The sequence below is a fragment of the Pseudoalteromonas distincta genome, assembly GCF_005877035.1.
Taxonomy (GTDB): Bacteria; Pseudomonadota; Gammaproteobacteria; order Enterobacterales; family Alteromonadaceae; genus Pseudoalteromonas; species Pseudoalteromonas distincta.
Map to the genome: position 1 here is coordinate 554,941 of NZ_CP040559.1, position 23,852 is coordinate 578,792.

The window sequence follows — 23,852 nt, forward strand, 5'->3', positions numbered from 1 at the left end:
GTTTGCGGGTTGGGTTTTATTATTTTTATAAAGTAGAGACACACATGACCCAAACAGGCGTTTCAGCGCAACCTCTTAGCAATACACTCGTTACTATTATTGCTTTGTGTTGCGGTCTTATTGTTGCCAATATTTATTACGCTCAACCTATTATTGAGTTACTTGCCCCAGAAGTTGGATTAAGTTCACGCAGTGCTAGCCTTATCGTATCGCTTACACAAATAGGCTACGCTTTGGGGTTGTTTTTTTTAGTACCACTAGCTGATTTAGTTGAAAATAAAAAGCTTATGTTGGTCACTCTTGGTGTGTCGTTTTTGAGTTTAGTGGGTACGGCACTTGCTGATTCACCTAATGTAATGCTTATTTTATGTTTAATGATAGGTATGAGCTCGGTTTCTGTTCAGGTGCTTATTCCGCTTGCTGCGCATTTATCGTCTGACGAAAAACGCGGACAGGTTCTTGGTAATATTATGGCGGGTTTGTTGTTAGGTATTTTGCTGGCAAGACCTATATCGAGTTTAATAGCCGATCACTTTGGTTGGCGTGCTGTATTTTACTTTGCAGCAGGGTGTATGGTGTTTATTGCAGGCGTAATTTATTTTGCTATTCCAAGTAGGCAACCAACCCATAAAACAACGTATTTTAAGTTATTAAAATCGCTTAAACAGTTAATGATTAGCCAACCAGTGCTGCGGCAACGTTCACTTTTTCAAGCGTTAATGTTTGCATCGTTCAGCTTATTTTGGACGAGCGTACCGGTTGTGCTTGCCCGTGAGTATGGTTTATCCCAATCAGAAATAGCATTATTTGCACTAGTGGGCGCAGCAGGTGCTGTAGCTGCCCCCATTGTTGGGCGTTTGGCTGATAAGGGCTATACACATCAGGTATCGTTACTGGCCAAACTCATTGCAGCACTGTGCTTTTTACCAAGCTTATTTGAGTTACCTTACGGCATTATAGTATTGGCATTAACCGGTGTGTTTATTGATTTTGCTGTGCAGGCCAATATGGTATTGGGTCAACGTGCAGTGTACGCACTAGAGCCACAAAGCCGTGCGCGTTTAAACGCTATTTACATGACTAGTATATTTGTAGGTGGCGCAGTAGGCTCGCTTATTGCCAGCCCATTATATGAAGCGGGCGGGTGGACAGCTATTGCTCTGGTCGCTACCGGCATGCCGCTTATTTCGTTGATTGGTTATTTGGTTACAACTAAAAAGCAAAGTAAGGCTGTGAGTTAAAAAATTACCAGATACAACACAATAAAGTCACCATGTGCGTGGTGACTTTATTTAACTTGTTTAGGTTAGTTTGGTAGTTAATTAAGTAGCCTGTTTTTTTGCGTTTGAAAACGAGCTACCAACAGATGCAATAATTACAAGCAAAATAGCGAGCCACTGCCATAAAGTAAGCAATTCACCCAGTATAATAAACCCTGCGAGCGAGGCAATTGCAGGCTCTAAGCTCATCATTACGCTAAACCCTTGTGAAGGCATGTTACGCAGTGCAACCATTTCAAGTGTATAAGGCAGTGCACTTGATAAAATAGCAATACCAATCCCTAATGGGATAATTTCCCATGTAAACGCGGCGCTTTGCATAATGCCGCCGTAAGGCACTAGCACTATAGCGGCAACAGTCATGCCCAATGCGACAGTGGCTCCACCAGAGCTTTGTGTGCCCGTTTTTTTACCAAATAATATATAACCTGCCCAACATGCACCGGCACCAAGCGCAAGCGCTACACCCAATGGATCAAGGCTGTCTTGGCCGCTCATATCAGGAAGCAGAAGTAAAATACCGGCAATAGCACAGGCAACCCAAAATAAATCACGTTTGCGGCGTGATGAAAACAAGGCAACAGCAAGCGGGCCTGTAAATTCAAGTGCTACACCAATGCCTAGTGGAATGCGTTCAATGGCGTAATAAAACAAAATGTTCATGCCGCCTAAGCTTAAACCATACACAATTATAGGAATACGATTACCCGTAGTAGGTAAGTGTTTCCAAGGTTTAAACACTAAGCAAAGTATAAAGGCAGAAAAACCAAGCCTAAGGGCTGTCGTGCCTTCAGGGCCAACAATAGGAAAAAGCTGTTTTGCAAACGACGCGCCCGTTTGAATGGTCATCATGGCAAGCAATACACACACGATAGCCAGTAAATAACTTTTTGAAGATGCTTGCATTTTAATCCTTGAGTTGAGTAACTCTATCAATTAGTTATGTAATGCAGGGAGTATAAAAGCTAAACCCGCCCGATATTAATGGCGGCATAGTATCTTTTTTTAAATTTATAGGTAAGTGTTTGCGACCAAAAATAACGCAATTAAAAGTATATTAAATAGGGCAGGTAAATAAAGTAAGAGGTAAAGTTAGCAAACAGGCGTTTGCTAACTTTAATCAGTTGGTTAAAAGGCCTTAGTGGGCACTTTTATTAACTAAGCCATCAAGCGAGTAGAGGCCTCGTTTTTCATCATTTTTGCGTTTAATTTCTTCAAGTGCGCGCGATTCTACAGCGTCAAATAAAGCATTAATTAAGCGGTTAAAATGTTTGTGCATTGCACTGCGCGCTGCATTTGCATCATGCGACTTTAGGGCTGTATAAATAGCGGTGTGTTCGTCCATAACGCATTCGTTATTGTTTTTACACACACTGCCATAGTCAGCAACAATTTGTGGATTTGTTAAACGTAAATCCCACAAGTTAGACACTGCAAATTCAAGTGCTTTATTACGCGTTGCTCTAGCTATAATTTCGTGAAACTCACGGTCGGCTTGCTCAACATACAGGCCTTTTTCCATAGCAATTAATGTTTTATTTAGTTGCTCTAGTTCTTCTTCTGTAATACTTTGCGCAGCTAAAGCGGCAATTTCGCCTTCAATTAACGCGCGAGCTTGAGTGAGTTCAAATGCACTGATTTCTTTTGATTTTATAGATGCATTTTTTTGTTCTACTACGTAAACACCAGAGCCGGTTTTAACTTCAACTCGGCCACGTACTTCTAATGCGATAATAGCTTCTCTAATGGTAGGGCGACTTACATCAAACATTTCTGCAAGTTCACGTTCAGGTGGTAAACGACTCCCAGCAGAAAATTCGCCTTGATTTATTAAAGACTCAATTTTATCAACTATGCGCCAAAATAAGCGACGATTACCCATACTTTACCTTCATTACCTTAAGGAATAATGGCCTCTGGGGCCTATAAGTCAAAACCAACTGTTAATATCAGAGGTTACCTTAAAATTCACTATTATGTCAAAATTCTAACGCGATGTTAGGGTTAAAAACCACTATACACCAATGGTTGCATTCTTGTATTACCAATTTAGTTTAAAATAATGCAATTGGCCAGCTTGATTGGTAATGTTTTTATGTGTTAGGTTAGATTTAAGGTTATTGAGTAACAAATATTGGTAATAAACCGAGTTGGGTTGTCAGTGTTAAGTTTGTTGTAGAAGTATTTGATTGCCCATGGATGGGGATCGCTATTTTAAAGTGTTTTGTAAGATGTGTCGTTGTACGAGAGCTATTTAAGCTTTCTTCTGGGCGTTAACTGTCGTTGGTTAACGCCCATATTTTATTTAATTAGTCGTTAGGGTACACAACCCCAAGCTGTTTGCGCGCTTCATCAAGAACGCTCATTACGTTACTGGCTAAAATGTGCGTATTAATTGGTGACTCAAGGATATTTTGCTTCACTAATGACATAAAATGCTCAACTTCGTATTTCATAAAGTGCTCATCAAACGGCTGGGATATAACCTCTACATCACCATTATTAGCAATAAACTCCACCTTTTTAAGTTGCGATACCGCTTCTATACGTATGCGCCCAAGCTCGCCTTGTATTTCGGTTATGTTGTCGCCTTGCGATATTTTGGAGTAACTAATAACGGCTTGTTTATCAGCGTAGTTTAGTAATACATCGCCCGCACCATCTACACCAGTATCAAGCAATACGCCACTGGCACTCACGCTTTTTGGTGCCCCCCAAAGTGCAATTAATAAATACAGTGGGTAAATCCCTAAATCAACTAAAGCGCCGTTAGCAAACTCGGGTAAAAATGTGTTTGGGCGTTCGCCATTTTTATACTTATCGTAACGCGATGAGTATTGACTGTACTGGCCAATATATTTACGTGGTGTGCCAATTTTTACCATTGCCTGTTGCAGCCGTTCAAAGTTAGGCAAGTGAGTGGTCATCATGGCTTCCATGTAAAGGCGCTGATGCTTTTTTGCTGTAGCTATAATGCTTGCAAGCTCTTTAGAATTGGCAGCTGATGGTTTTTCGCCAAGGACATGTTTACCCGCTTCTAGACACATAACGGCATATTGTTTGTGTAAGCTGTTAGGGGCGGCTATGTAGACAGCATCAACATGTTTATCTTGGCAAACTTGCTCGATTGAGGTGAAAATTTTTGTTTGTGCATTTTGTGGGTGTTTGGCTAAAAACGCTTCGCCGCTAGATACTGCGCGCGAGCACACCCCATATAAATTAAAATCGTTTAACGTATTTGCAGCGGCTAACAATGTGTCGCTAATAAAATTGGTGCCAACAATAACAAAGTTCATGCTCACTCCTTAGCTTAAATAAAAATAATAAGAGTGTTTAGTTTAACATTTTTTTAGTCCTATATGCTCGAGGAGAGCACCCAAACCAGCGTTTAACATTAACACTTAGTGTTGCTTGTTCCTGATACCCTAAAAGCTCAGATATGGTTGAGATTGTAAATTGGTTTTGCGCTAAATAGTGTGCAGCTAAAGCGCGGCGAGTGGCATCTTTTAGTTTTACAAAACTCGTATTATGTTTGATAAGTTCTCGATGCAGAGTACGCGGGTGCATACCCAGCGCAGCTGAAATAGTTTGGTTGCTACATTGATAAATAGGAAGCATAGGCCTAATTAGCGCACTAACTTGGTTGGGCAACGGTTGTGTGTGTTCTTTGTTTTTTGCCAAGAAGTTTAGCGCTGCTTGTACTTTATTTAGTTTAGGGTGATCAAGCTCAAGGGTTAAATCACTTTTTGAGATTACAATGCCAGCGCTGTTGCGATGCTCTATAACGTTACAACCAAAGTAAGTGTTATAGGCACGAGTATTAGTACTTAACTTTTTTGGCAAAAATATATTAATTGGTTTGCAGCGGTTATTACTCAGCTTTTTAATAACAGCTAATGCTAAACCAATGGTTAGCTCAATGACTTGGTTTATGTGCGGTAATGGTTTTAAATTAATTTCGAATGATAAAAACAAGCTTTTATCATTCTCTAAAGGATGCGAGTTTAAGCTAAGTGCAGGGCTGTGTAAGTAAAGGTATTTAATAACCCAATTAAGTGCATCACCTAAATTAGTACTACTTTTGGCAGCTATTGCAATATGTCCTAAAATATCAAAATTTTGTCTACTTGCGAGCTTAAGGCCAAAACTAGAGCAATTGAACTTACAAGCACAGTATTCTAAAAGCTCAGCGTAATCTCGATAAGGTAAATATTGGTTGTCGAGATTTTTAAAGTCAACGTTACTAATATTACAGCTTTGCATTATTTCATGCGGATCGCCGCCAAATTCGCTAATTAGCGTGTCTATACCTTGTAATGACGTGGCTCTGATTAGGCTGCTCATGGTTAACCCCAAATAAGTGATGTCTAAAAATATCAAGTTTTATTGGGTTTTTCTATGCACTATTACTGTTAAGGTCGTTTAAAACTTTTATTAAGGTACACCATGAACAATACAACATTTGATTACATTGTGATTGGCGCAGGCAGTGGCGGCTGCGTTATGGCATCGCGCTTGTCTGAGGATAAAAATGTCAGTGTGTGTTTAATTGAAGCTGGCGGCAGCGATAAAAGTGCATTTGTGCAAATGCCAGCTGGCATAGCAGCGAGTGTGCCTTATGGCATAAATAGCTGGCATTACAATACGGTGCCACAAAAAGCGCTTAATAACCGCTGTGGTTTTGTGCCGCGTGGCAAAGTATTGGGTGGGTCAAGCTCTACCAATGCAATGGTTTACATAAGAGGTAATAAGTACGATTACGACCAATGGGCGGCTAATGGCAATACGGGATGGGATTTTGAGAGTTTACTCCCGTACTTTATTAAAGCTGAGAACAATAAAGCGTTTATAAATAATGAGCTGCACGGAACAAAAGGCCCGCTACATGTACAAGAGCTAAGTAACCCAAGCAATGTAAACCAATACTTTTTAAATGCCTGTGCTGAGCAGGGTATTAATTTAAGCGACGATATAAATGGTAGAGAGCAAAGCGGCGCGCGTTTATCACAGGTAACTCAGCACAATGGCGAGCGTTGTAGTGCAGCAAAAGCATATTTAACACCGCATTTAAACCGCCCAAATTTAACGGTATTAACCCATAGCCACGTTAATAAAATAAATATAACCAATAAGATAGCGCAAGGCGTGCAAATAGAGCGTAATAAAGAGGTTATTAATTTACGTGCTAAAAAAGAGGTAATACTTAGTGCTGGCGCTATTAATTCGCCGCAAATATTAATGCTTTCGGGTATTGGCCCTAAAGAGCAGTTAAGTGCACATAACATTAAGGTTCAGCACGTACTTGAAGGTGTTGGCGCTAACTTACAGGACCACTTAACGGTAGTGCCACTTTATAAATCAAAAACAAATAAAGGCACATTTGGTATAAGCCCGCTAGGCATTGCCAGTATTTTTAAAGGGTGCGTTAATTGGTTTAGTAAACGAGAAGGGCGATTAACCAGTAATTTTGCAGAGTCGCACGCGTTTATTAAATTATTTGAAGGCTCGCCAGCGCCAGATGTGCAGCTAGAATTTGTTATTGGGCTGGTGGACGATCATAGTCGTAAATTACACACTGGGCATGGTTACAGTATACACAGCAGTATTATGCGCCCCAAAAGCCGAGGTACTATTACATTAGCCGATAACAACCCGCGTAGTGCACCGCATATTGACCCTAATTACTTAAGCCACCCAGATGATTTAACTGTAATGCTTGCAGGCCTTAAAAAAACACTCGCTATTATGCAAAGCAACGCTTTTGATAACATACGCGGTAAAATGCTCTACCCGCTTGATATAAATAATGATGAGCAGCTAATTGAGTTTATACGCCAAACTGCAGATACCGAATATCACCCAGTAGGGACATGTAAAATGGGGCAAGACTCAATGGCAGTGGTAGATACTAATTTGCGAGTACACGGGGTGAGTAACTTACGCGTAGTTGATGCGTCGATTATGCCTACTATTATTACCGGCAACACAAATGCGCCGGTAATTGCTATTGCTGAAAAAGCGGCTGATTTAATTAAACACGCAAAGGAATAATTAAATAAACTGTAGTAGGGCTATTAATTAGCGATAAAACTCATTTAGCCATTGTTGCCAATCGCTTTCAAGATGTAGCATTTGCTGATGCTTTTTAGCGTTTAGATGCTTGGCTTCGTCCTCGCTTGCCACATAAGGCCCAACGCGGCATAGGGGGCAATGGTTAGATGTTAAGTATGCAGGCATTGTAAGGCGTGAGCTTAATTCGCTAGTATGTTTATCGAGACTTTTTGGGCTGAAAACGTAAGTTATGCCGCTTGTGTCTTTAACGTGTTTGTCGCGGTCAACATTACGAACTTTATAACCTTCAAAATGGCTAATATCAAATGGGATTTGGCCTAAATAATCTGCGGTTAAACCGTTATTTAAACTCCCCTCTATATTCCATTCTCGATAAGGTTTTACATCCTTTGAGGTGATGTAACAAAGCATTGGCCCATTTTTATCAAGCGCGTATTCGTTAGCGTATTTAATAAATTGATGCAGTAAAGCGCGGTTTAATATGTTCATGCTGGTTTGGCGCGTGTTGTTTTCAAACGCTTCACGGCCAACAAATGCAGGTATAAGCGGAAACTGAAAAATAACCACATCAAAGCTGTGCTGGTTTTTACTTAGAGCTTGCCAACATGCAGGGTTTGTTACATCAAAACTATTAAGTACCTCAACGTTATGCGCTTTTAAGTTGCTAAGTGCATTGTGCTGGTATTTTTGCTCAATAGTAGTTTGGTCATCGTAAGTGGATGCAACCAATGCTTTTGGCGATAGATGGGTGTAAATAGAGTTCGAAAACGATAAATCGCCATCGCCTACCGTGAGTATTCGCCATTGAGGATTTAAATACATATTTTATTTAGCGTTTATGTTTGTAGCAGTATTATTTATATCGCTATTTGTTTGTGAGTCTTTTGCTAGTAAACGATGAAACGCAAGTCTGGTTTTTAACCCTTCGATTGCGATTTGTTTAATAATAAGATTAAAGGTAATTAAAATAGCAAAGGCAATATGAATAGGGCCGTGAGTAAATCCTGCATCTGTATCGTACAGTGTTAAACCGAATAGCAAAAATAAGACGACTAAAAATATTTCGAGTAATTGACTTGAATAAAAGCTTAAACGACCTTCGCTCTTATGATCTTTTTTAATGCGAATAGCGCAAAAAAATGGGATCACTTTGATTTTAAATGCAGCGTTTTTTTCTACGTAGTTTTCGCCAAGTTCGTCGAGTTGTTGGCGTAGTTGGTCAATCATGGTGTGTCCTCAAATAGCAGTGCGCGGATATTACCTTATTACCACGCAATATTTAAGTTTACAGCTGCTATTTAGGGTAAATACTCATACCAATAGTCAAAATGTGACAAACAAACACAACAGAGGTAAGTACAAAGCGCATTTTTTGATAATCTTTATGATAGGTTTGCCATTGCGGCGTGGCTTTTTCAAATATAAGTACTAACCAAAAACTAGCACCTAACCAAGCGAGTGCCCACTCAACAGGTAAAAATGATAAAAATGGTATAGGTATTACAGGCGCAACAGCTTTTATAGCATTGCTATAAGTTTGCTCTCCGGCGCGCCATAAGTTACCCGCCATAAATGCTAAAATGGCGATACTGTAAAAAGTAAAAAACTCCAAGTTAAGGCTATTACTGCCAAACATGAGTGGCCAACCTACACACCCTAAAAACGGGATTAAGCCTAGGTAACCTAGCTGTATATGGTTAACAAATTTTTCCATTACGGTGTGCCTTATATTTAATGACTTATTTGAAGCGGGGCTATTGTAGCAGTATTGCGATTAGCGGTCTTAATAATTCGCCAGCGTTTACAATTCAACTAATGTTTACGATAACAATGATTATATAGTTCAACCCAAAAAATCGATTGTTTTAATCTAAACAATCAATTTTATTTAATTCCCCATTGGCCTTATTGTATTAATCAAGCCAACGCAGAAGGTCGTTTAAAACGAAAGCGTTGATTACTTTTAAAATACATAAACACAGATGAGGAAATACCATGAGCACTTCATTAATCAATACAAAATTACAACCATTCAATGCAACCGCTTACCACAACGGTGACTTTGTAGAATTGTCTGAAAAAGATGTTCTAGGTAAATGGTCTATCTTCTTCTTTTACCCAGCAGACTTTACATTTGTATGTCCTACCGAATTAGGTGACCTTGCAGATTACTATGCACAACTTCAAGAAATGGGCGTAGAAGTTTACTCAGTATCTACTGACACTCATTTTACTCATAAAGCATGGCATGACACGTCAGACACTATCGGTAAAATTACTTACCCAATGATTGGCGACCCAACAGGGCGTATTACACGTAGCTTTGGTGTAATGATTGAAGAAGAAGGTTTAGCACTTCGCGGTACATTTGTAATGAACCCAGAAGGCGAAATTAAAGTAATCGAAACTCACGATTTAGGAATTGGCCGAAGCGCTAAAGAACTAGTTCGTAAAGTACAAGCTGCACAATACATTGCAACTCACGATGGTGAAGTTTGCCCTGCATCTTGGCAGCCAGGTGAAGACACACTTGCACCTTCACTAGATTTAGTTGGTAAAATCTAAATATAGGTTTACCCACTTTTATAAGGGCAGGTAACTGCCCTTAAATCAACGAACATTCGTTTGTTGGTGCCTCCAATATCAATATACTTGTTTAAGCACATGCATTATTTGGCATGGGAGGCTTGCTGTTTAAATTTTCCTAAAAGGGTTAAGCCATGTTAGATAACAACATAAAAAATCAATTAAAAAGCCATTTCGAATCGCTTACTCAACCTGTTGAGCTGCTTATTGCCTTGGATGACAGCAAAAAATCAGCAGAAGTAGAAAGCTTAGCAAACGATTTAGCCTCACTAAGCGATAAATTTACTGTAATAAGCAACCCTGATACAAGCGCACGTCGCCCATCAATGGTTGTACATTCGCCTATTAAAAACACTCATGTTACGTTTGCAGGCGTACCTATGGGTCATGAATTCACAAGTTTAGTGTTAGCACTTTTGCATACTGGCGGACATGCAAGTAAAGCTAAAAGCGAAGACATTGAGCAAATACAATCGCTTACTCAAGAGCTGAACTTTGAAGTATATATAAGTTTAAGTTGCCAAACGTGCCCGCAAGTAGTGCAAGCACTTAACACTATGGCAGCGACAAACAGTAATATTAAAGCCACCATGATTGACGGTGCATTATTTCAAGGTGAAGTAGAAGAGCGAAATATTTTAGCTGTACCGGCTGTATATTTAAATGGCGAACCATTTAGCCAAGGTGCACTAAGCCTTACTGACATACTCAATAAAGTAGATAGCAAAGGGGCTGCTAAACAAGCAGCAGCACTAAGCGAAAAAGACGAGTTTGATGTACTTGTAGTTGGTGGCGGCCCAGCGGGTGCGTCAGCTGCGATTTACTCAGCACGAAAAGGGTTAAATACAGGTATTGTTGCCGACAGATTTGGTGGACAAGTTGCCGATACATTAGCAATAGAGAACTTTATTTCGATTAAAGCGACCGAAGGGCCTAAATTGGTTGCCCAGCTTGAAGAGCACGTTAAAGAATACGATGTAGATGTGATGCATAATCAGCGTGCAGCGGCACTTGGTTATAACAATGGTTACGAAATTACACTAGAAAATGGCGCAGTACTTAAAGCTAAGTCGCTCGTACTTGCCACTGGTGCACGCTGGCGCGAAATGAACGTACCAGGCGAGCAAGAATATCGTGGCCACGGTGTGGCATATTGCCCACATTGCGACGGCCCTTTATTTAAAGGCAAACCTGTTGCTGTAATTGGTGGTGGTAATTCAGGTATAGAAGCGGCAATCGATTTAGCCAATATTGTGAAAAGCGTTACGGTACTTGAATTTGCAGACACACTACGAGCCGATGAAGTGCTTATTCGTAAAGCTAAAAGCATGGCTAATATTACTATTATCAAAAGTGCACAAACCACCGAAGTACTTGGTGATGGTAAAAAAGTAACTGGCTTAATGTACACAGATAGAGTGTCGGGAGAGAGTAAAGAGCTTGAACTTGCCGGTATATTTGTACAAATAGGCTTAATACCAAATACCGAGTGGTTAAAAGACAGCGACCTTGAATTAAGCAAATTTGGTGAAATACTAATTGATGCTAAAGGCGCAACTTCATTACCAGGAATTTACGGCGCGGGGGATGCAACCAATACTCCGTTTAAACAAATTATTATTGCAATGGGCAGTGGTGCAACAGCAAGCTTAGGCGCATTTGATTATTTAATCCGCCACTCTGAAGAAGCTGATCAAAGCGCTGCTTAATGTAATTAGTAAAAACTCTCTTGATATAACAGCAAGGCTACACCCATAGCTGTTTGTTAACCCAAGCCGCCCTTCTCCAAAGGCGGCTTTTTTAATGCTTAAGAATTAGCACACGATTTAATCGCACCCACCACCAGAATCGCCGCCGCAATCTGTATAAGAATGTGATGAGTTACTGCTAGAGGAAGCTGTTGAGTCATTGCCAGTATAAGCTGATGATCCACGTGATGACTTAGCACTGATAAATGTAACTAACAGCAATACGCCTGATACGATAACTATTGTTATTGATGAGCTCCATTGCCCAGTGGAAACGCCTTTAAATACTGCAACAATAAGGACAGTTAGTAATATAGTTCTAATTATGTTTTTCATTGTTAATTCCTTATCTAACTATATTTAGCACGCAGTTAAGTGTGCAAAGCTAATATTTTTAAAGCTTTAGTAATTGTGCCGCTGACGCAATAGCGACTTCTAAAGAATGCATTTTAAACGGTTTTGAAATAAACATATCCATACCGGCTTGTTTGCATGCTAATTTATCTTGCGATGAAGTATTGGCTGTAAGGGCAACAATATAGGTTGAATCGTGCGGACAGATACTTTTTGAACGCAGTTGTTTTGTAGCCTCAAAACCATCGAGTATAGGCATAATACAATCCATAAAAATAAGGTCGTAATGCTTTTGCTCGCATTTAAATATGGCATCTTGCCCATCTACTGCAAAGTCTGGCTTTATATTGAGTTTATTAAGTGACGCATCAAGAACGAGTCTGTTTATGTCGTTGTCATCCACCACTAAAACAGAAAGCTTAGAAGCGTTAATGTTTATTTTTGATAGTGGATTTAGCTCTACTTTTTGCTCTTTACCTAGCTCTATAGGGATACTTAGCGAAAAAGTAGTTCCTTGATTTACTTTACTACTTACCTTGATTGTTCCGCCCATATACTCAACAAGTTCTTTAACTATTGCGAGGCCAAGTCCTGTGCCTCCTTTACTGTTTTTAGCATCTACTTCTTGAGTAAAAGGGGAGAATAAAGATTCAAGAAATTGGCTAGTCATGCCTCTTCCTGTATCGGCGACTTTAATGTTTAGCGTTAATTTATTATTGTTATTAATCACAGACGTGTGCAGTTTTACACAACCATGCTCAGTAAATTTTAACGCATTACTTAATAAGTTGGAGGTAATTTGACTTAGGCGTGTGTTATCGCAATATGCCCAGCAGCTATCAGAAATTTCATTTTTAACTTCTAGTTCTACATTGCTGTTTTTAAATAACGGGGTGTACAAAGAAATGAGATCAGTAAATGTTGTATTTAATAAAACATCCGTCGGTTCTAGCTTTAACTCACCGTGGTTAATTTTAGAAAAATCGAGTACTTCGTTTATTATGCTCAGGAGTATATCTGCGCTACGCAGCGCGACTTTTATTTTTTCGGTTCTCTTTTGTTCGTTATGTTCATCTATTAACGTAGTAAGCATGCCCGTAATGCCATTTAGCGGTGTTCTAAGTTCGTGGCTTATTTTTGCAAAAAGCATGCTTCTATCTTCGAGTAATCGCTCGGCTTGTGCTTGTTTATTTTTAAGCTCTTCTCTTAGAGTCACTGCTTCGGTAATATTTTGAAAGGTACCAAACAAACGTACACAGGTATCACCGTCAAATTCGGCTTCGCCAAATGTAGATACCCAAATGGTTTGATTTTTGGCTGTAATAATTTCAAGTTCTAGATGCCACTTTTCGCCGTGTTGTATAGCAAGCTCAACTGCTTTATTTATTTTGTCTCTGCTTGTACCTTCTTTGTAAAAGTTAACTGCAGATTCAATTTCAGGCTGATAGTTTTCATCAACTTGATGGATTAGTTTAGTTTGCTGACTCCAATAAATTTTATTATTAGTAAGGTCAACTTCCCACGTGCCTATATTTGCTATGCTTTCTAGTTTTAATAAGCTATTGCTGTTTTTTATTAATTTTTCTTTAGTGATACTGCGAGCTAGTTCTGCCCCTAACCACTGCGCAAATAACTCAATATAGTCGTAGGCGGCATCTGTAAATACTGGAGATTGATTGGCAGAAGAAAAATTTACAGTTCCAAATATATCGGTACCTATTTTAATAGGTGCCCCAATATATGACTCAAGTTTAAAGTTTGCATAGCAAGGATGGTCAGCAATTGCGCTTTGCGAGACGTTATGAAATGCAAGTGCAGAACCCGCACTAAGAGTGTGTACACAATAGGTACCGTCTAAATCAAATTGAGTACCTATTTCTAATGCATTATCTGGTGTAATGGCATATAACACGGTATAGCAGCTTTTCTCGACCTTACTAATAATAGCTAAATCAAGGTTAAACACTTCAAGTCCAAATGCTAATAGTTGATGGGTTTTTCCATCAAAGTCTAAGTTTTGGTTAGATACTATGTCGTGAAATTGCCTAAGAAAATTCAATAGTAAACATCCTGTTGGTTTTAGAACTAAGTCTATAGCTTGATAAAGCACTAGTTTAACAAAAAAGTGAAATATATTTAGTTAATTATTACTTTATATAAACTTTTTCTAATTAAGCACAACTGATTTAAACACAAACTGCGAGTAAGTTGCTCGCAGCTTATTGTGTATATTAGTAGGTTGAGTTTGGTGTGTACTCAGGGTTGATATCGCCGTCTACTTCCTCTGGGTCAACATCGTTAATAAGCAGTGTTTCACGTACAGCTTCAATGTGATCAAGTACGCTTTGGTAGCGCTCGCCATATTCATACTTTGTCACCTCAATCGCTTTTGGCATGTAAGTAAAAGCTATTTTTAGGGCGTGGAGTGCTTCTTCGTTTATTTTTTCGCTCATAATATTCTCTTATGTGTAGGCTATAGCTAACCTGAGTTCTGAATAATAAATCAATTTTTAGCGCTTGCTGCGTTGAATTTCCTTGCAATAGACCAGCTATTGACGCGTAAATTCGCCTTGTTTTCACCAAAAATTTCTAGCTAGAGAGAAACAGACTTAAATATCGTTATTATTTATAGTGTTTTTAAATCTCTTAACCAGAATTTAGGTTAGTTAGTAAAATAACACCAAATACGATTCGGTAAAGACCAAAACTAACAAAAGTGAAATTTTCTAGAAAGCGTATGAATAGTTTAATAGTAAAATAAGCAACTATAAAAGACGTTAAAAAACCTACAGCAAGGGCAGTTAGGTCATCTAAGTTAAACAGTTGGTAATGTTTAAGTAAGTCGTACCCTGAGGCTGCTGCAAGTACAGGTAAACCAAGTAAAAATGAAAATTCAGCGCTGGCTTTTCGGTTTAAACCACACAACATGGCACCAACAATAGAACTTCCAGCACGACTAGTCCCTGGAATTAACGCAAATACTTGTGCTACGCCAATCCAAAGAGCTTGTTTATAAGTAACTTGGGTCACATCGGTAGTTGTGCAGTGAGCCTCTTTATAACTGCGCTCTAATAGTAAAAAAATCACACCGCCTACAATAAACATAACACCCACTACAGGTACGCTAAACAGTGTTTTTATTACATCACTAAATATAAAACCAATAATACCCAAAGGAATAAATGCAATGGCAACTTTCACCCATAAATTGAAATATTTAGGGCTAAACTTGTCTTTATAGTTGGCTAGTACCGCCAAAATGGCGGCAAGTTGGATAATGACTTCGAAGGCGAGGTTAGTGTCTGTTGATTCAATGCCTAACCACTTTGACGCTACAATTAAGTGCCCAGTTGATGATATGGGTAAAAATTCTGTTATACCTTCAATAATACCTAAAATAATCGCGTTAATTATATCCACGGTTTACTGCTTCCTGAAAAATTAAAAAGCCCGAACTCGGCTTAACTGAAATGACGCATTACTGCGTACCTAAATTGCGAGGCGTAGCATAAAAGCTCTTAAAGCAAACCAACAGTATTTTTAGACTTAATGTGTTTAATAAATTGCATTAAGTGTTAAATGCACAATATAATAACAATTGTTATCATTTGCATATACTGTTTTGTATATGTTTGGGCAAATTTAATGAGCGAATAATGAATAATAAAAAAACGTTTACAGCCACACGGCGAAGGCACCTAATTGCATGTGTGTTAGCGCTAATTACTGCGGTAATAATGATTCCGGGTATGACAACTTATTTACCGTTTCAGATGAATGAACAAATATTACTGCCTATTTTACTGTTTCCTGTTATTTGGACTGCGTTGTTTATTTATGCGTATTTGGCGCAAAAGGTATGGCAACCGTTTGTTGTAATGATTGCACTGTGTGTATTACATGGTTTATTGAGTTTTTGGGCGTTAACGCAGGGGCAGGGATGAAGTCGATTACTTTAAAAAAGCTATTTTTATTACATAGCTGGGTAGGAATTATTACTGCGGTACTGCTATTTGTTGTTGCATTTAGTGGGGCATTAGCAGTGCTGTCGCGACCTGAGTTAAAAATATGGGCAAATCCAGAGCTACAATCTAGCCAACACGTTGCCAGCGCGCAAATTAATCGATTAGTAAACGAATACCATAAACAAGTACCTAGTGAATTTGGCGAAAACATTCATGTGTTTTTACCAAGTGGACATAACTTTCATTTATTAACGTTGGTATTTGAATCCCACCATGGCGATGAAAACTATGACCAAGAGGTGGCCAGAGTATTCCAGTTTCATCCGGATACTTTGGCGCTGGAAAATACTTACTATGGGCCTAGTAAAGAGTTTTACGCTAATAAAAAAACAGATGCGCCAACCTACATAGGTGAGTTTCATGCAGATTTGCATTTAGGGCGACCAATTGGGTTAATACTCACTGGTTTTTTAGGTTTAACACTTTTAGTAAGTGCAGTTACAGGCTTGTTTATTCATCGTAAATTGATAAAAGAGCTCTTTACGTTTAGGCGAGATAAAGGATTAGATATTGCAGTCAGCGATGCTCATAAGGTCATAGGTATTTGGGGCAGTGTATTTAATATTGTAATTGGTTTTACAGGATCATTTTTAGGGCTTGCGACCGTTATTTTATTACCAGCAGCTGCGTTTGTGAGCTTTGGTGGCGATCAAGATAAGTTAATAGAAACGTTTACCGCAATTCCTGAGCCGGTAGTTAGCCACATTAAGCAACCTACAAAAATAGACACTATTTTAGACAATGTGCATAGTCGTTACCCTGAAGCTGTAATTAGGGATGTCACAATAATGGCGCATAACGATGCGAATGCGCAGGTGTATTTGCGTTTGTTAGGTGGCGAGGCTGTTGCTTCTCAATTACTGCATTATAAAGGCAATGGTGAGTTTGTGCAGTCGATGAGTAGTTTTGGTGATATTTCAGGTGTTTCGATAAAAGTAATTGAGTTGATGTTTCCGCTGCACTTTGGGAACTTTGCAGGGGTGTTTGTAAAATTACTTTGGGTATTGCTTGGCTTAAGTACTGCGCTTTTACCTATTTCGGGCATGATGATGTGGCTAGCAAAGCGTACACGTGGCAGTAGCCCGTCGCTGAGTGTGCAGGCATATGCACGCTGGAATCGTTTTATTATTGGCAGTTGTGGAGGCTTGGTATTAGCAAGCTTTGTGTTATTTCCTTTGCAAGTTGTACTTAATTATACCGTTATTGGTGTGGCGCAAAATAGCTTTTTTGGACCCGTGTTTTTTTATACGTGGTTGGCATGGTTACTCTCAAGTGTATTGCCTGTAGGTTATAAAAACTATTTTAAGCTGACTCTTTTGCTATGCGGCGCTTCGCTTGCTTTGGTGCTGCCGCTCAATATTATATTTGGCGTGAGCAATGTTATTAACCTTAATAGCTCGCTTGTCGCGATAGTAGATATAAGCTTTATGGTGGTGGGTATCGCGTGTATTTTTGGTGCCTTAAAAATAAAAAACACACAAAAATTACAAGCAGAGGTACAACCCGCATGAACGAACTACTAATTATAATTGCCATGGTAAGTCTATTATTAATGATGCTCAATATACGCAAAAACACACTCACAATACCCACTAAAGCTTTTTTAAGTACACTGCTATTTAGTTTAGCGCTGATATGCTTTATGAGTGTTTATGGTATTTTAGGCGGTGCAATATGCACCGTTGTAGGAGCTATGTTAGCTGGTTTACTAACTGCAGTTATTGCGGGTAAAGCGCCGCAATTATTAGGGTAAATAATGCATTTATTTAGCTAAAAAGGCTTTAGCAGTATCAACTCCCATATTGTAACCACTATTAAGTATTTCAAACTTTTTAGTGGTTCGGCCAACTTTAAAATTAGCTGGTGGAGCAATAATATTGATTTTGCATTCATTTGGTGGATTCATAATAAAATCGATAGACTTATTATAAAAATCAGCCCTATCTAAGGTCGCTTGAACTAATGCAGGATAGTTTTTATACATTTTTTTAGTAAGCCAAGGTGCCTTACTTGGCTTTTTACGATAGCCTAAACATTGAGACAAAATAACAGTTATTTCGCGAGCGCCCATTTCGTACGCTTTTATTACCGGAATTGAATCCGCAACACCGCCATCGGTCATCGCTATGTCATTAATAATAGGGTAGTCACGATATGCAATGGGTATAGCGCATGATGCTTTTAATTGATGCACCATATCGGCGCTGGTGGCTTTTAAATAGTGTGCTTTGCCTGATTAGATTGCCGTAGATACAATATAAAACTCTTGTGGAGTTTGTTCGAATACCTCTGTATGAAGGCGTATTTCGCGAATTGTTTCTTGCCATAACCAATCTAAATCAAATAAATGACCACCTTTAAAAAAGCGCGCTAAATTAATAAATTCAGGACGGCATGAGTAGTCGGTAATCACTTTATAATTTCGCATTGGTTGTTTGCATAAAAATGCGGCTATATTAGTTGCTCCGGCTGAAACACCAAAATAGCGTTCAAACGGCTGGTATTGCTGTTTTAAAAACTCATCAAGCACACCTGCGGCAAATATACCGCGCATTGCACCGCCTTCAACGACGAGTGTGTTTTTATTATTGTTGTTCATGGTCAATCCTTTTTATTAAATTTGATGTTATCAACTCAGTCTAAAAAATGCGATAGAGATTACTAAATGTGTTGATAAATTAAAGCCAGGTACACATCGCGAAATCAACTGTTTTCTGGTAAGGTTTGGGTTACAAGGCTTTGTTAATAATAAAGAATAAGTATTTATGTTTTACCCTAGCGTAACCATTTTTGAAAGCACACAGAATCAGCTTGCAGAAAGTCCTCTTTGGCACCCTATGCTGAACACTTTTTTTTGGGTCGATATAAATAAAAAATTACTTTTAAGCAAAAATATACACAGCAAAAGCCAACTAAAAACCGTGAATATGCCCGATACGCTCAGTGCAATAGCGTGGATTGATGAGCAGCACTTATTGCTAGGGACAAGTACTGGTATATACAAATACCATATTAATTCAAGCACTCGCCATCTTATCCTTAGTATTGAAAATACACAGCTAGATCGACGTTCAAACGACGGCCGTGCTGATCCATGGGGTGGCTTTTGGTTAAGTACAATGGATGTAAATGCTAAAAAAGGGGATGGTAAAATATACCGTTATTATAAAAACCAGCTTAAAGCCGTAGTAAGTGGTTTGAGTATCCCAAATGGATTGTGTTTTGATAAGTCCCGTTTACGCGGTTATTACTGCGACTCTTTAACGAGTTGTATTTATGTATTAGATTTGGATGAGAAAACTGGCGAACCTTGCGCTGAGCCACGTGTTTTTTATCAATTTAATAATACTGATGTTGACCCCGATGGCTGCGTAACCGATAAATTAGGTAATTTGTGGCTAGCTGTTTGGGGAATGGGATGTGTTATGTGTTTATCCCCAAGCGGTGAGTTAATTAAAACAATAAAGCTTTGTGCATTAAAACCGACATGCACCGCCTTCGGTGGTGAAAATGCTGAGTTGCTACTTGTTACATCGGCATTTGATGAAGCGATTAATAATACTGTTGGTGAACAAGGCGCTGTATTTCAGATCTCCGGTATAAAAAACGGGCAGTTTGAGCCGCCCGTTTTACTGTAACTTGTAATTTTCAGTGATGATTAGCTTTTAGGCGTAACCCACATAACACCCACTTCTTTTTTAGTTACTAAAACCTCAGTACCGGCGATAATTGGTTGCTCACTTTTGAGTTTCCAGCTGATACCAGAGTATTGATGTGTAGTTAAACCTTGCTCTGTTACATCGCTAGTAAGTACAAAAGTAAGTTCAGCAAAATCACTATTCACTTGCTTCTTATCTACGCGATTTTGCATTTGTTTTAATGGTTTCCAAAGTGCAACGGCCAAGCCTGCTGTTACCACTGTGTTACTCCAAAGTGCAGTGGTTAATGAGTCAGGTAAAATACCAAAACTCATTAATAATCCTGTGAGGAATAACGATAATCCAAAAAACAATAAAATAAATGTAGAAAGGCCAAGTACTGCTACTTCTATTATTAAAGCAACAATACCAATTACCATAAGTGTTTGCGGTAAATTTTGCGTAATAAAATCCATACAAACCTCTTTATTTAGTTATTAACTCAGATGCTTTTTATTTAAGCTATTAATAATTGCCATACCTTGGGCAACCATTGAGCTTGCATCTGTCGCGTTATCTGGCAGTAATACAATTGATGACTCACGAGCAATCGCTTCTTTAGCTGCAATTGCTTTAGTTGCCAGATCTAGCTGTATTGCTTTTTGACCTTGTTCTGTATCTGCGGCTTCACCTACTTTGATAAGCGCATTTGCCTGTGCTTCTGCAACCGTCGTAATAGCTGTTGCTTCACCTTCAGCACGTAAAATTTGCTCGGCTTTGTCGGCTTCAGCAGCAAGTACTTGTGCTTGTTTTTTACCTTCAGCAACGTTGATATTTGCTTGGCGATCACCTTCTGACTCTAAAATTTGAGCTCGTTTAACACGCTCAGCTTTCATTTGTGCTTCCATAGCTTCCATAATAGAGTTAGGCGGCACAATATCTTTAATCTCATAGCGAAGTACTTGGATACCCCAAGGCTCAGATGCTTGGTTTATAGCTGCAACAATGTTGGTGTTAAGTAGATCACGCTCTTCAAATGTTTTATCAAGCTCCATTTTACCTAATTCTGAACGCATAGTTGTTTGCGAAAGTTGTACAACTGCAAAGGTATAGTCGTCAACGCCATACGTAGCTTTGTACGGGTCTAATACTCTAAAGTACAGTACGCCATCAACTATGAGTGAGATGTTATCTTTAGTAATAGCTGATTGCGATGGTACGTCTTGAGCTTGTTCTTTTAAGCTACGATCAGCCGAGATTCTATCAATAAATGGAATAATAAAGTTAAGGCCAGCTTCTTTAGTTGATTGGTATTTACCAAAACGTTCGATTAACCAGGCGCGGTTTTGTGGTACAAATTTAACGCTACTTTTTAAAAGCACGATAACAAAAACAAGTAAAAAAGCCTCAACAGTAAAAACTATATTGAGAATTTGTGTGACTGGATCCATTTAAACATTCCTTATAATAATTAAACGCTGAGTAGTTGTATTGTTTATAATTTCAGCGTGTATAGATTATCACTACAGAGAACTTTAAACCACTAAAACTCACTGCAGTGCGCCACCTTAGTCGGTTTTTAAAAACTAGCTATTTTATTTCTACCTGTTTCTTTTGCGTTATAAAGGGCTATGTCGGCGTTAGTTATAACCTCTTTGGGTTTTGTTTTGTGATTGGGTATGAAACTATAAAACCCAATGCTTAAAGTGAGGTATTTACTGACAGTTGAAAAGTTATGTTCAATTGCGAGTTCTGCGATTTTTTCCTGAATAAGAACAGCAAACCTTTGACAGTGATCTGTGTCGACTGCAGGTAAAACTATCGCAAATTCTTCACCCCCGAAACGAGCTGCTAGATCACCTTCCCGTTTACAAATATTGTGTAGCGCTTTGGCCACTCGCTTTAGCACTTCATCGCCAAGCTGATGCCCATAGTTATCGTTATAACGCTTAAAAAAATCAATATCACACATAATTAAACTAATGGGTTCCTTATTACGTGCACAGCGCTTAATTTCGCATTTTAAAGTCTGATCAAAACAACGCCTATTAGCAATGTTTGTAAGGCCATCAGTATTGACTTGTTTATTGAGTTTTTTGTTGGCGTTAATGAGTTGCTGCTGAGTTTGTTGAAGCTCTTGCTTATAATTTAAATTTTTGAAAGCATTAGCAAGCATTTCACCTACTAACCTTAGGCGAATAAGGTCTAAATCTGTCCAGTCTCGCTTTTGAATAACACAATCACAGCCAATAAAGCCAACCAGTTCTTTGTCATAGCGTAAACCAATGCAAAGTACCGATTTTATTTCTTGTCGCTGGAAAATCGTTTTTTCGCTCATTGCTTGAATGGGGAGCAACGATACATCATTCACTCTGAATAAGTGGGTACGGGCCATCGAACTAAAAAAATAAGGGAGGTCGCTTTTTAAAAGGTTTTGTAAGTCGTCTTTAAAAGCTTTGATACCATCATTGACCCATTCGTGAGTGTTATTAATAGTTTTACCATCTTCGGAAAACTTAAAAAGATAACTTCTATCGGCATTGCAAACCGTACCGACTGCTTTTAATGCATAGTTGATATGCTTATCAACATCGTCATTTTGAATATCAATTAAGTCAGTTGAGATGTTCGATATAATATTATCAAAATCATATTGTTCATCCACGTTGTTATTTAATATATCGATAATAATAATGGAGTTTGAATTAGGTAAATTTGCAAATTTTACGTTGAGTAGCAATTTGGATGATTGTTTCGATAAAATAAACTGGCATTGGTTATTTGCCGTAAAATAATCAAAGAATAGCTCCTCGATCAACAGATCTTTTTTATTGTGATGATTGGTTAAAGTGATGTGTGAAAAATCAGTTTTATAAAAATGTGATTGGTCCTTTAAGTCAAACAAGTCCTGTGCCTGGCTGTTAACTTTAAATATATCTTCATTGGCATTATAAAGTAATACACAAAACGGCAATAACTCCAAGTTTTGCCATGCTTCTTCTGATAGGTTATTACTCACTCAACTCTCCATGTGTTCAAGCCATAATTAAATTCTTTTTCTTTACTAACTATTAGCACATTTTTTTTGATTTACTAAGTTTTTAGTGCGTTTGCGGGCAGTACGTATTATAATTGATACTGTATATCATTACCCATTTCTACTCTAAGCCATCTTTGGCTTATTTGCATTTTAAGTATAGGTTATTCAAGCATTTCATGACAGAAATCACTACACACCAAGCTTCTCGTCGTCGGTTACTCATTGCGCTAGCAATTACGTGTTCGTTTATGGTAATTCAGGTTATAGGTGCTTATTATTCTAATTCGCTTGCGGTTCTTGCTGATGCGGGGCATTTGTTTGTCCACAATAGTTCGTTATTCATCGCACTGATAGCATCAAGTCTCGCTATTCATTTTGCCAAAACCTATAACGATGGTCATCAAAGAGCCGAGCTTTTGGGCGGTCTGGTGAACGGGTTGTTATACCTAGCAATCAGTTTAATTATTTTGTATGAAGGTGGTGAGCGCTATATACACCAACATGAAGGAAATGAGCTGGCTATCAATAGTTATTTAATGTCGGTTATTGCTGCTATTGGTTTTTTATTTCATGGGGCTGCAGCATGGGTTTTATATAAAGGCCGCAAAGCGAGTATTAATGTGTACGCGGTATTTTTACATTCATTCTTTGATCTGATTTCTACCGTATCGACATTTGTTGCCGGTATTCTTATATATTTCACAGGCTGGGTTGTAATCGATATTTTATCGAGTATGTTAATCGCCTCTTTCGTATTATTCACCGGTATTAAGGTGATAATTAGTTGTATAAAAGGTTTACGCCTAAATAAAGCGAAACTTCCTAAAGTTACTGATATTGAAAGTAAAATTACAGATATGGAACATGTTCATAATGTCCATAACGTCACTGTAACGCGTAAATATAATGGTATTGTAGTAGGCGCACACGTTGTCCTTAAACAACATTGTACGATTGAAAAACATGATGAAGCGTGTCGTATGAAGGTAGAGCAATTATTAGCCGAAAAATTTAATGTACGTAATAGTGTATTACAAATTGAAAGCCATGAATGCCATCATATCCATTAATAGCATCTAATTAATATAAAAGCGTGTAATAATGATTAG

The 23,852-nt window shown here is 38.5% G+C and carries 23 protein-coding genes and 1 pseudogene; 9 read left to right on the plus strand and 15 right to left on the minus strand.

Annotated elements, in window-relative coordinates:
- Nucleotides 1-44: 44 nt before the first annotated feature.
- Nucleotides 45-1,241, plus strand: a complete 1,197-nt coding sequence (locus FFU37_RS19205; RefSeq protein ID WP_138490337.1) for an MFS transporter — start codon at nucleotides 45-47, stop codon at nucleotides 1,239-1,241.
- 81 nt (nucleotides 1,242-1,322) lie between these two features.
- Here the strand turns inward: FFU37_RS19205 and FFU37_RS19210 are convergent, their stop codons facing one another.
- The 4 genes from FFU37_RS19210 to FFU37_RS19225 all read right to left on the minus strand — a co-directional run bounded on the left by FFU37_RS19210 (nucleotide 1,323) and on the right by FFU37_RS19225 (nucleotide 5,624).
- Entirely contained in the window at nucleotides 1,323-2,186 is an 864-nt protein-coding gene (locus tag FFU37_RS19210; RefSeq protein ID WP_002960588.1) for an EamA family transporter, read from the minus strand.
- 232 nt (nucleotides 2,187-2,418) lie between these two features.
- Nucleotides 2,419-3,162: a FadR/GntR family transcriptional regulator gene (locus tag FFU37_RS19215; protein ID WP_002960591.1), complete on the minus strand. Its 744-nt coding sequence runs from the start codon at nucleotides 3,160-3,162 to the stop codon at nucleotides 2,419-2,421.
- A 427-nt stretch (nucleotides 3,163-3,589) separates the two neighbouring features.
- Complete coding sequence (locus FFU37_RS19220; RefSeq protein WP_138490338.1) at nucleotides 3,590-4,576, minus strand: Gfo/Idh/MocA family protein; 987 nt, start codon at nucleotides 4,574-4,576, stop codon at nucleotides 3,590-3,592.
- Nucleotides 4,577-4,613: 37 nt separating this feature from the next.
- Entirely contained in the window at nucleotides 4,614-5,624 is a 1,011-nt protein-coding gene (locus tag FFU37_RS19225; RefSeq protein ID WP_138490339.1) for an AraC family transcriptional regulator, read from the minus strand.
- A gap of 102 nt (nucleotides 5,625-5,726) precedes the next feature.
- On the opposite strand from FFU37_RS19225, the gene FFU37_RS19230 reads away from it, so the two are divergent.
- A complete protein-coding gene (locus FFU37_RS19230) occupies nucleotides 5,727-7,331 on the plus strand; it encodes a GMC family oxidoreductase (protein WP_138490340.1) in 1,605 nt (534 codons plus the stop codon).
- 27 nt (nucleotides 7,332-7,358) lie between these two features.
- Here FFU37_RS19230 and FFU37_RS19235 read toward each other — a convergent pair whose 3' ends face one another.
- From FFU37_RS19235 to FFU37_RS19245, 3 genes are all read right to left on the minus strand, one after another.
- Nucleotides 7,359-8,174: a class I SAM-dependent methyltransferase gene (locus tag FFU37_RS19235; protein ID WP_138490341.1), complete on the minus strand. Its 816-nt coding sequence runs from the start codon at nucleotides 8,172-8,174 to the stop codon at nucleotides 7,359-7,361.
- A 3-nt stretch (nucleotides 8,175-8,177) separates the two neighbouring features.
- Complete coding sequence (locus tag FFU37_RS19240; protein ID WP_002960599.1) at nucleotides 8,178-8,579, minus strand: hypothetical protein; 402 nt, start codon at nucleotides 8,577-8,579, stop codon at nucleotides 8,178-8,180.
- 67 nt (nucleotides 8,580-8,646) lie between these two features.
- Nucleotides 8,647-9,066 (minus strand): DUF3429 domain-containing protein, encoded by a 420-nt coding sequence (locus FFU37_RS19245; RefSeq protein WP_138490342.1) that lies wholly within the window; start codon nucleotides 9,064-9,066, stop codon nucleotides 8,647-8,649.
- Between the two features lie 281 nt (nucleotides 9,067-9,347).
- Between FFU37_RS19245 and ahpC the strand changes: the two genes are divergently transcribed.
- Together ahpC and ahpF are read left to right on the plus strand one after the other, a co-directional pair.
- Entirely contained in the window at nucleotides 9,348-9,917 is a 570-nt protein-coding gene (gene ahpC / locus FFU37_RS19250; RefSeq protein WP_002960601.1) for an alkyl hydroperoxide reductase subunit C, read from the plus strand.
- Nucleotides 9,918-10,072: 155 nt separating this feature from the next.
- A complete protein-coding gene (ahpF, locus tag FFU37_RS19255; RefSeq protein ID WP_138490343.1) occupies nucleotides 10,073-11,647 on the plus strand; it encodes an alkyl hydroperoxide reductase subunit F in 1,575 nt (524 codons plus the stop codon).
- Between the two features lie 117 nt (nucleotides 11,648-11,764).
- Here the strand turns inward: ahpF and FFU37_RS19260 are convergent, their stop codons facing one another.
- From FFU37_RS19260 to FFU37_RS19275, 4 genes are all read right to left on the minus strand, one after another.
- Complete coding sequence (locus FFU37_RS19260; RefSeq protein ID WP_033021301.1) at nucleotides 11,765-12,022, minus strand: hypothetical protein; 258 nt, start codon at nucleotides 12,020-12,022, stop codon at nucleotides 11,765-11,767.
- A gap of 58 nt (nucleotides 12,023-12,080) precedes the next feature.
- A complete protein-coding gene (locus FFU37_RS19265; protein WP_138490344.1) occupies nucleotides 12,081-14,099 on the minus strand; it encodes a hybrid sensor histidine kinase/response regulator in 2,019 nt (672 codons plus the stop codon).
- Between the two features lie 172 nt (nucleotides 14,100-14,271).
- Nucleotides 14,272-14,493 (minus strand): hypothetical protein, encoded by a 222-nt coding sequence (locus tag FFU37_RS19270; protein WP_002960604.1) that lies wholly within the window; start codon nucleotides 14,491-14,493, stop codon nucleotides 14,272-14,274.
- A gap of 193 nt (nucleotides 14,494-14,686) precedes the next feature.
- Nucleotides 14,687-15,460 (minus strand): undecaprenyl-diphosphate phosphatase, encoded by a 774-nt coding sequence (locus FFU37_RS19275; protein ID WP_138490345.1) that lies wholly within the window; start codon nucleotides 15,458-15,460, stop codon nucleotides 14,687-14,689.
- Nucleotides 15,461-15,696: 236 nt separating this feature from the next.
- Between FFU37_RS19275 and FFU37_RS19280 the strand changes: the two genes are divergently transcribed.
- Genes FFU37_RS19280 through FFU37_RS19290 form a run of 3 tightly spaced genes read left to right on the plus strand, consistent with a single transcriptional unit; the run spans nucleotide 15,697 to nucleotide 17,818 of the window.
- Complete coding sequence (locus FFU37_RS19280; protein WP_024597366.1) at nucleotides 15,697-15,984, plus strand: hypothetical protein; 288 nt, start codon at nucleotides 15,697-15,699, stop codon at nucleotides 15,982-15,984.
- Nucleotides 15,981-17,576 carry a PepSY-associated TM helix domain-containing protein gene (locus tag FFU37_RS19285; RefSeq protein ID WP_175413930.1) on the plus strand — a complete coding sequence of 532 codons (1,596 nt, stop codon included), beginning with the start codon at nucleotides 15,981-15,983 and terminating at the stop codon, nucleotides 17,574-17,576. Before FFU37_RS19280 ends, FFU37_RS19285 begins: the two co-directional genes overlap by 4 nt.
- The gene (locus tag FFU37_RS19290; RefSeq protein WP_024597364.1) at nucleotides 17,573-17,818 is read left to right on the plus strand and encodes a hypothetical protein; all 246 of its coding nucleotides are present in this window, start codon (nucleotides 17,573-17,575) and stop codon (nucleotides 17,816-17,818) included. Before FFU37_RS19285 ends, FFU37_RS19290 begins: the two co-directional genes overlap by 4 nt.
- A 9-nt stretch (nucleotides 17,819-17,827) precedes the next feature.
- On the opposite strand, the pseudogene FFU37_RS19295 reads toward FFU37_RS19290, so the two are convergent.
- A pseudogene (locus FFU37_RS19295) lies at nucleotides 17,828-18,664 on the minus strand (patatin-like phospholipase family protein).
- 166 nt (nucleotides 18,665-18,830) lie between these two features.
- Between FFU37_RS19295 and FFU37_RS19300 the strand changes: the two are divergent.
- Nucleotides 18,831-19,703: an SMP-30/gluconolactonase/LRE family protein gene (locus FFU37_RS19300; protein WP_138490346.1), complete on the plus strand. Its 873-nt coding sequence runs from the start codon at nucleotides 18,831-18,833 to the stop codon at nucleotides 19,701-19,703.
- 20 nt (nucleotides 19,704-19,723) lie between these two features.
- Here the strand turns inward: FFU37_RS19300 and FFU37_RS19305 are convergent, their stop codons facing one another.
- The 3 genes from FFU37_RS19305 to FFU37_RS19315 all read right to left on the minus strand — a co-directional run bounded on the left by FFU37_RS19305 (nucleotide 19,724) and on the right by FFU37_RS19315 (nucleotide 22,722).
- A complete protein-coding gene (locus FFU37_RS19305; protein ID WP_024597362.1) occupies nucleotides 19,724-20,179 on the minus strand; it encodes an NfeD family protein in 456 nt (151 codons plus the stop codon).
- A 21-nt stretch (nucleotides 20,180-20,200) separates the two neighbouring features.
- Entirely contained in the window at nucleotides 20,201-21,154 is a 954-nt protein-coding gene (locus FFU37_RS19310; RefSeq protein WP_138490347.1) for an SPFH domain-containing protein, read from the minus strand.
- 128 nt (nucleotides 21,155-21,282) lie between these two features.
- Nucleotides 21,283-22,722, minus strand: a complete 1,440-nt coding sequence (locus FFU37_RS19315; RefSeq protein ID WP_138490348.1) for a diguanylate cyclase domain-containing protein — start codon at nucleotides 22,720-22,722, stop codon at nucleotides 21,283-21,285.
- 197 nt (nucleotides 22,723-22,919) lie between these two features.
- Here FFU37_RS19315 and FFU37_RS19320 point away from each other — a divergent pair, with 197 nt between their 5' ends.
- Entirely contained in the window at nucleotides 22,920-23,813 is an 894-nt protein-coding gene (locus tag FFU37_RS19320; RefSeq protein ID WP_138490349.1) for a cation diffusion facilitator family transporter, read from the plus strand.
- Nucleotides 23,814-23,852 lie beyond the last annotated feature (39 nt).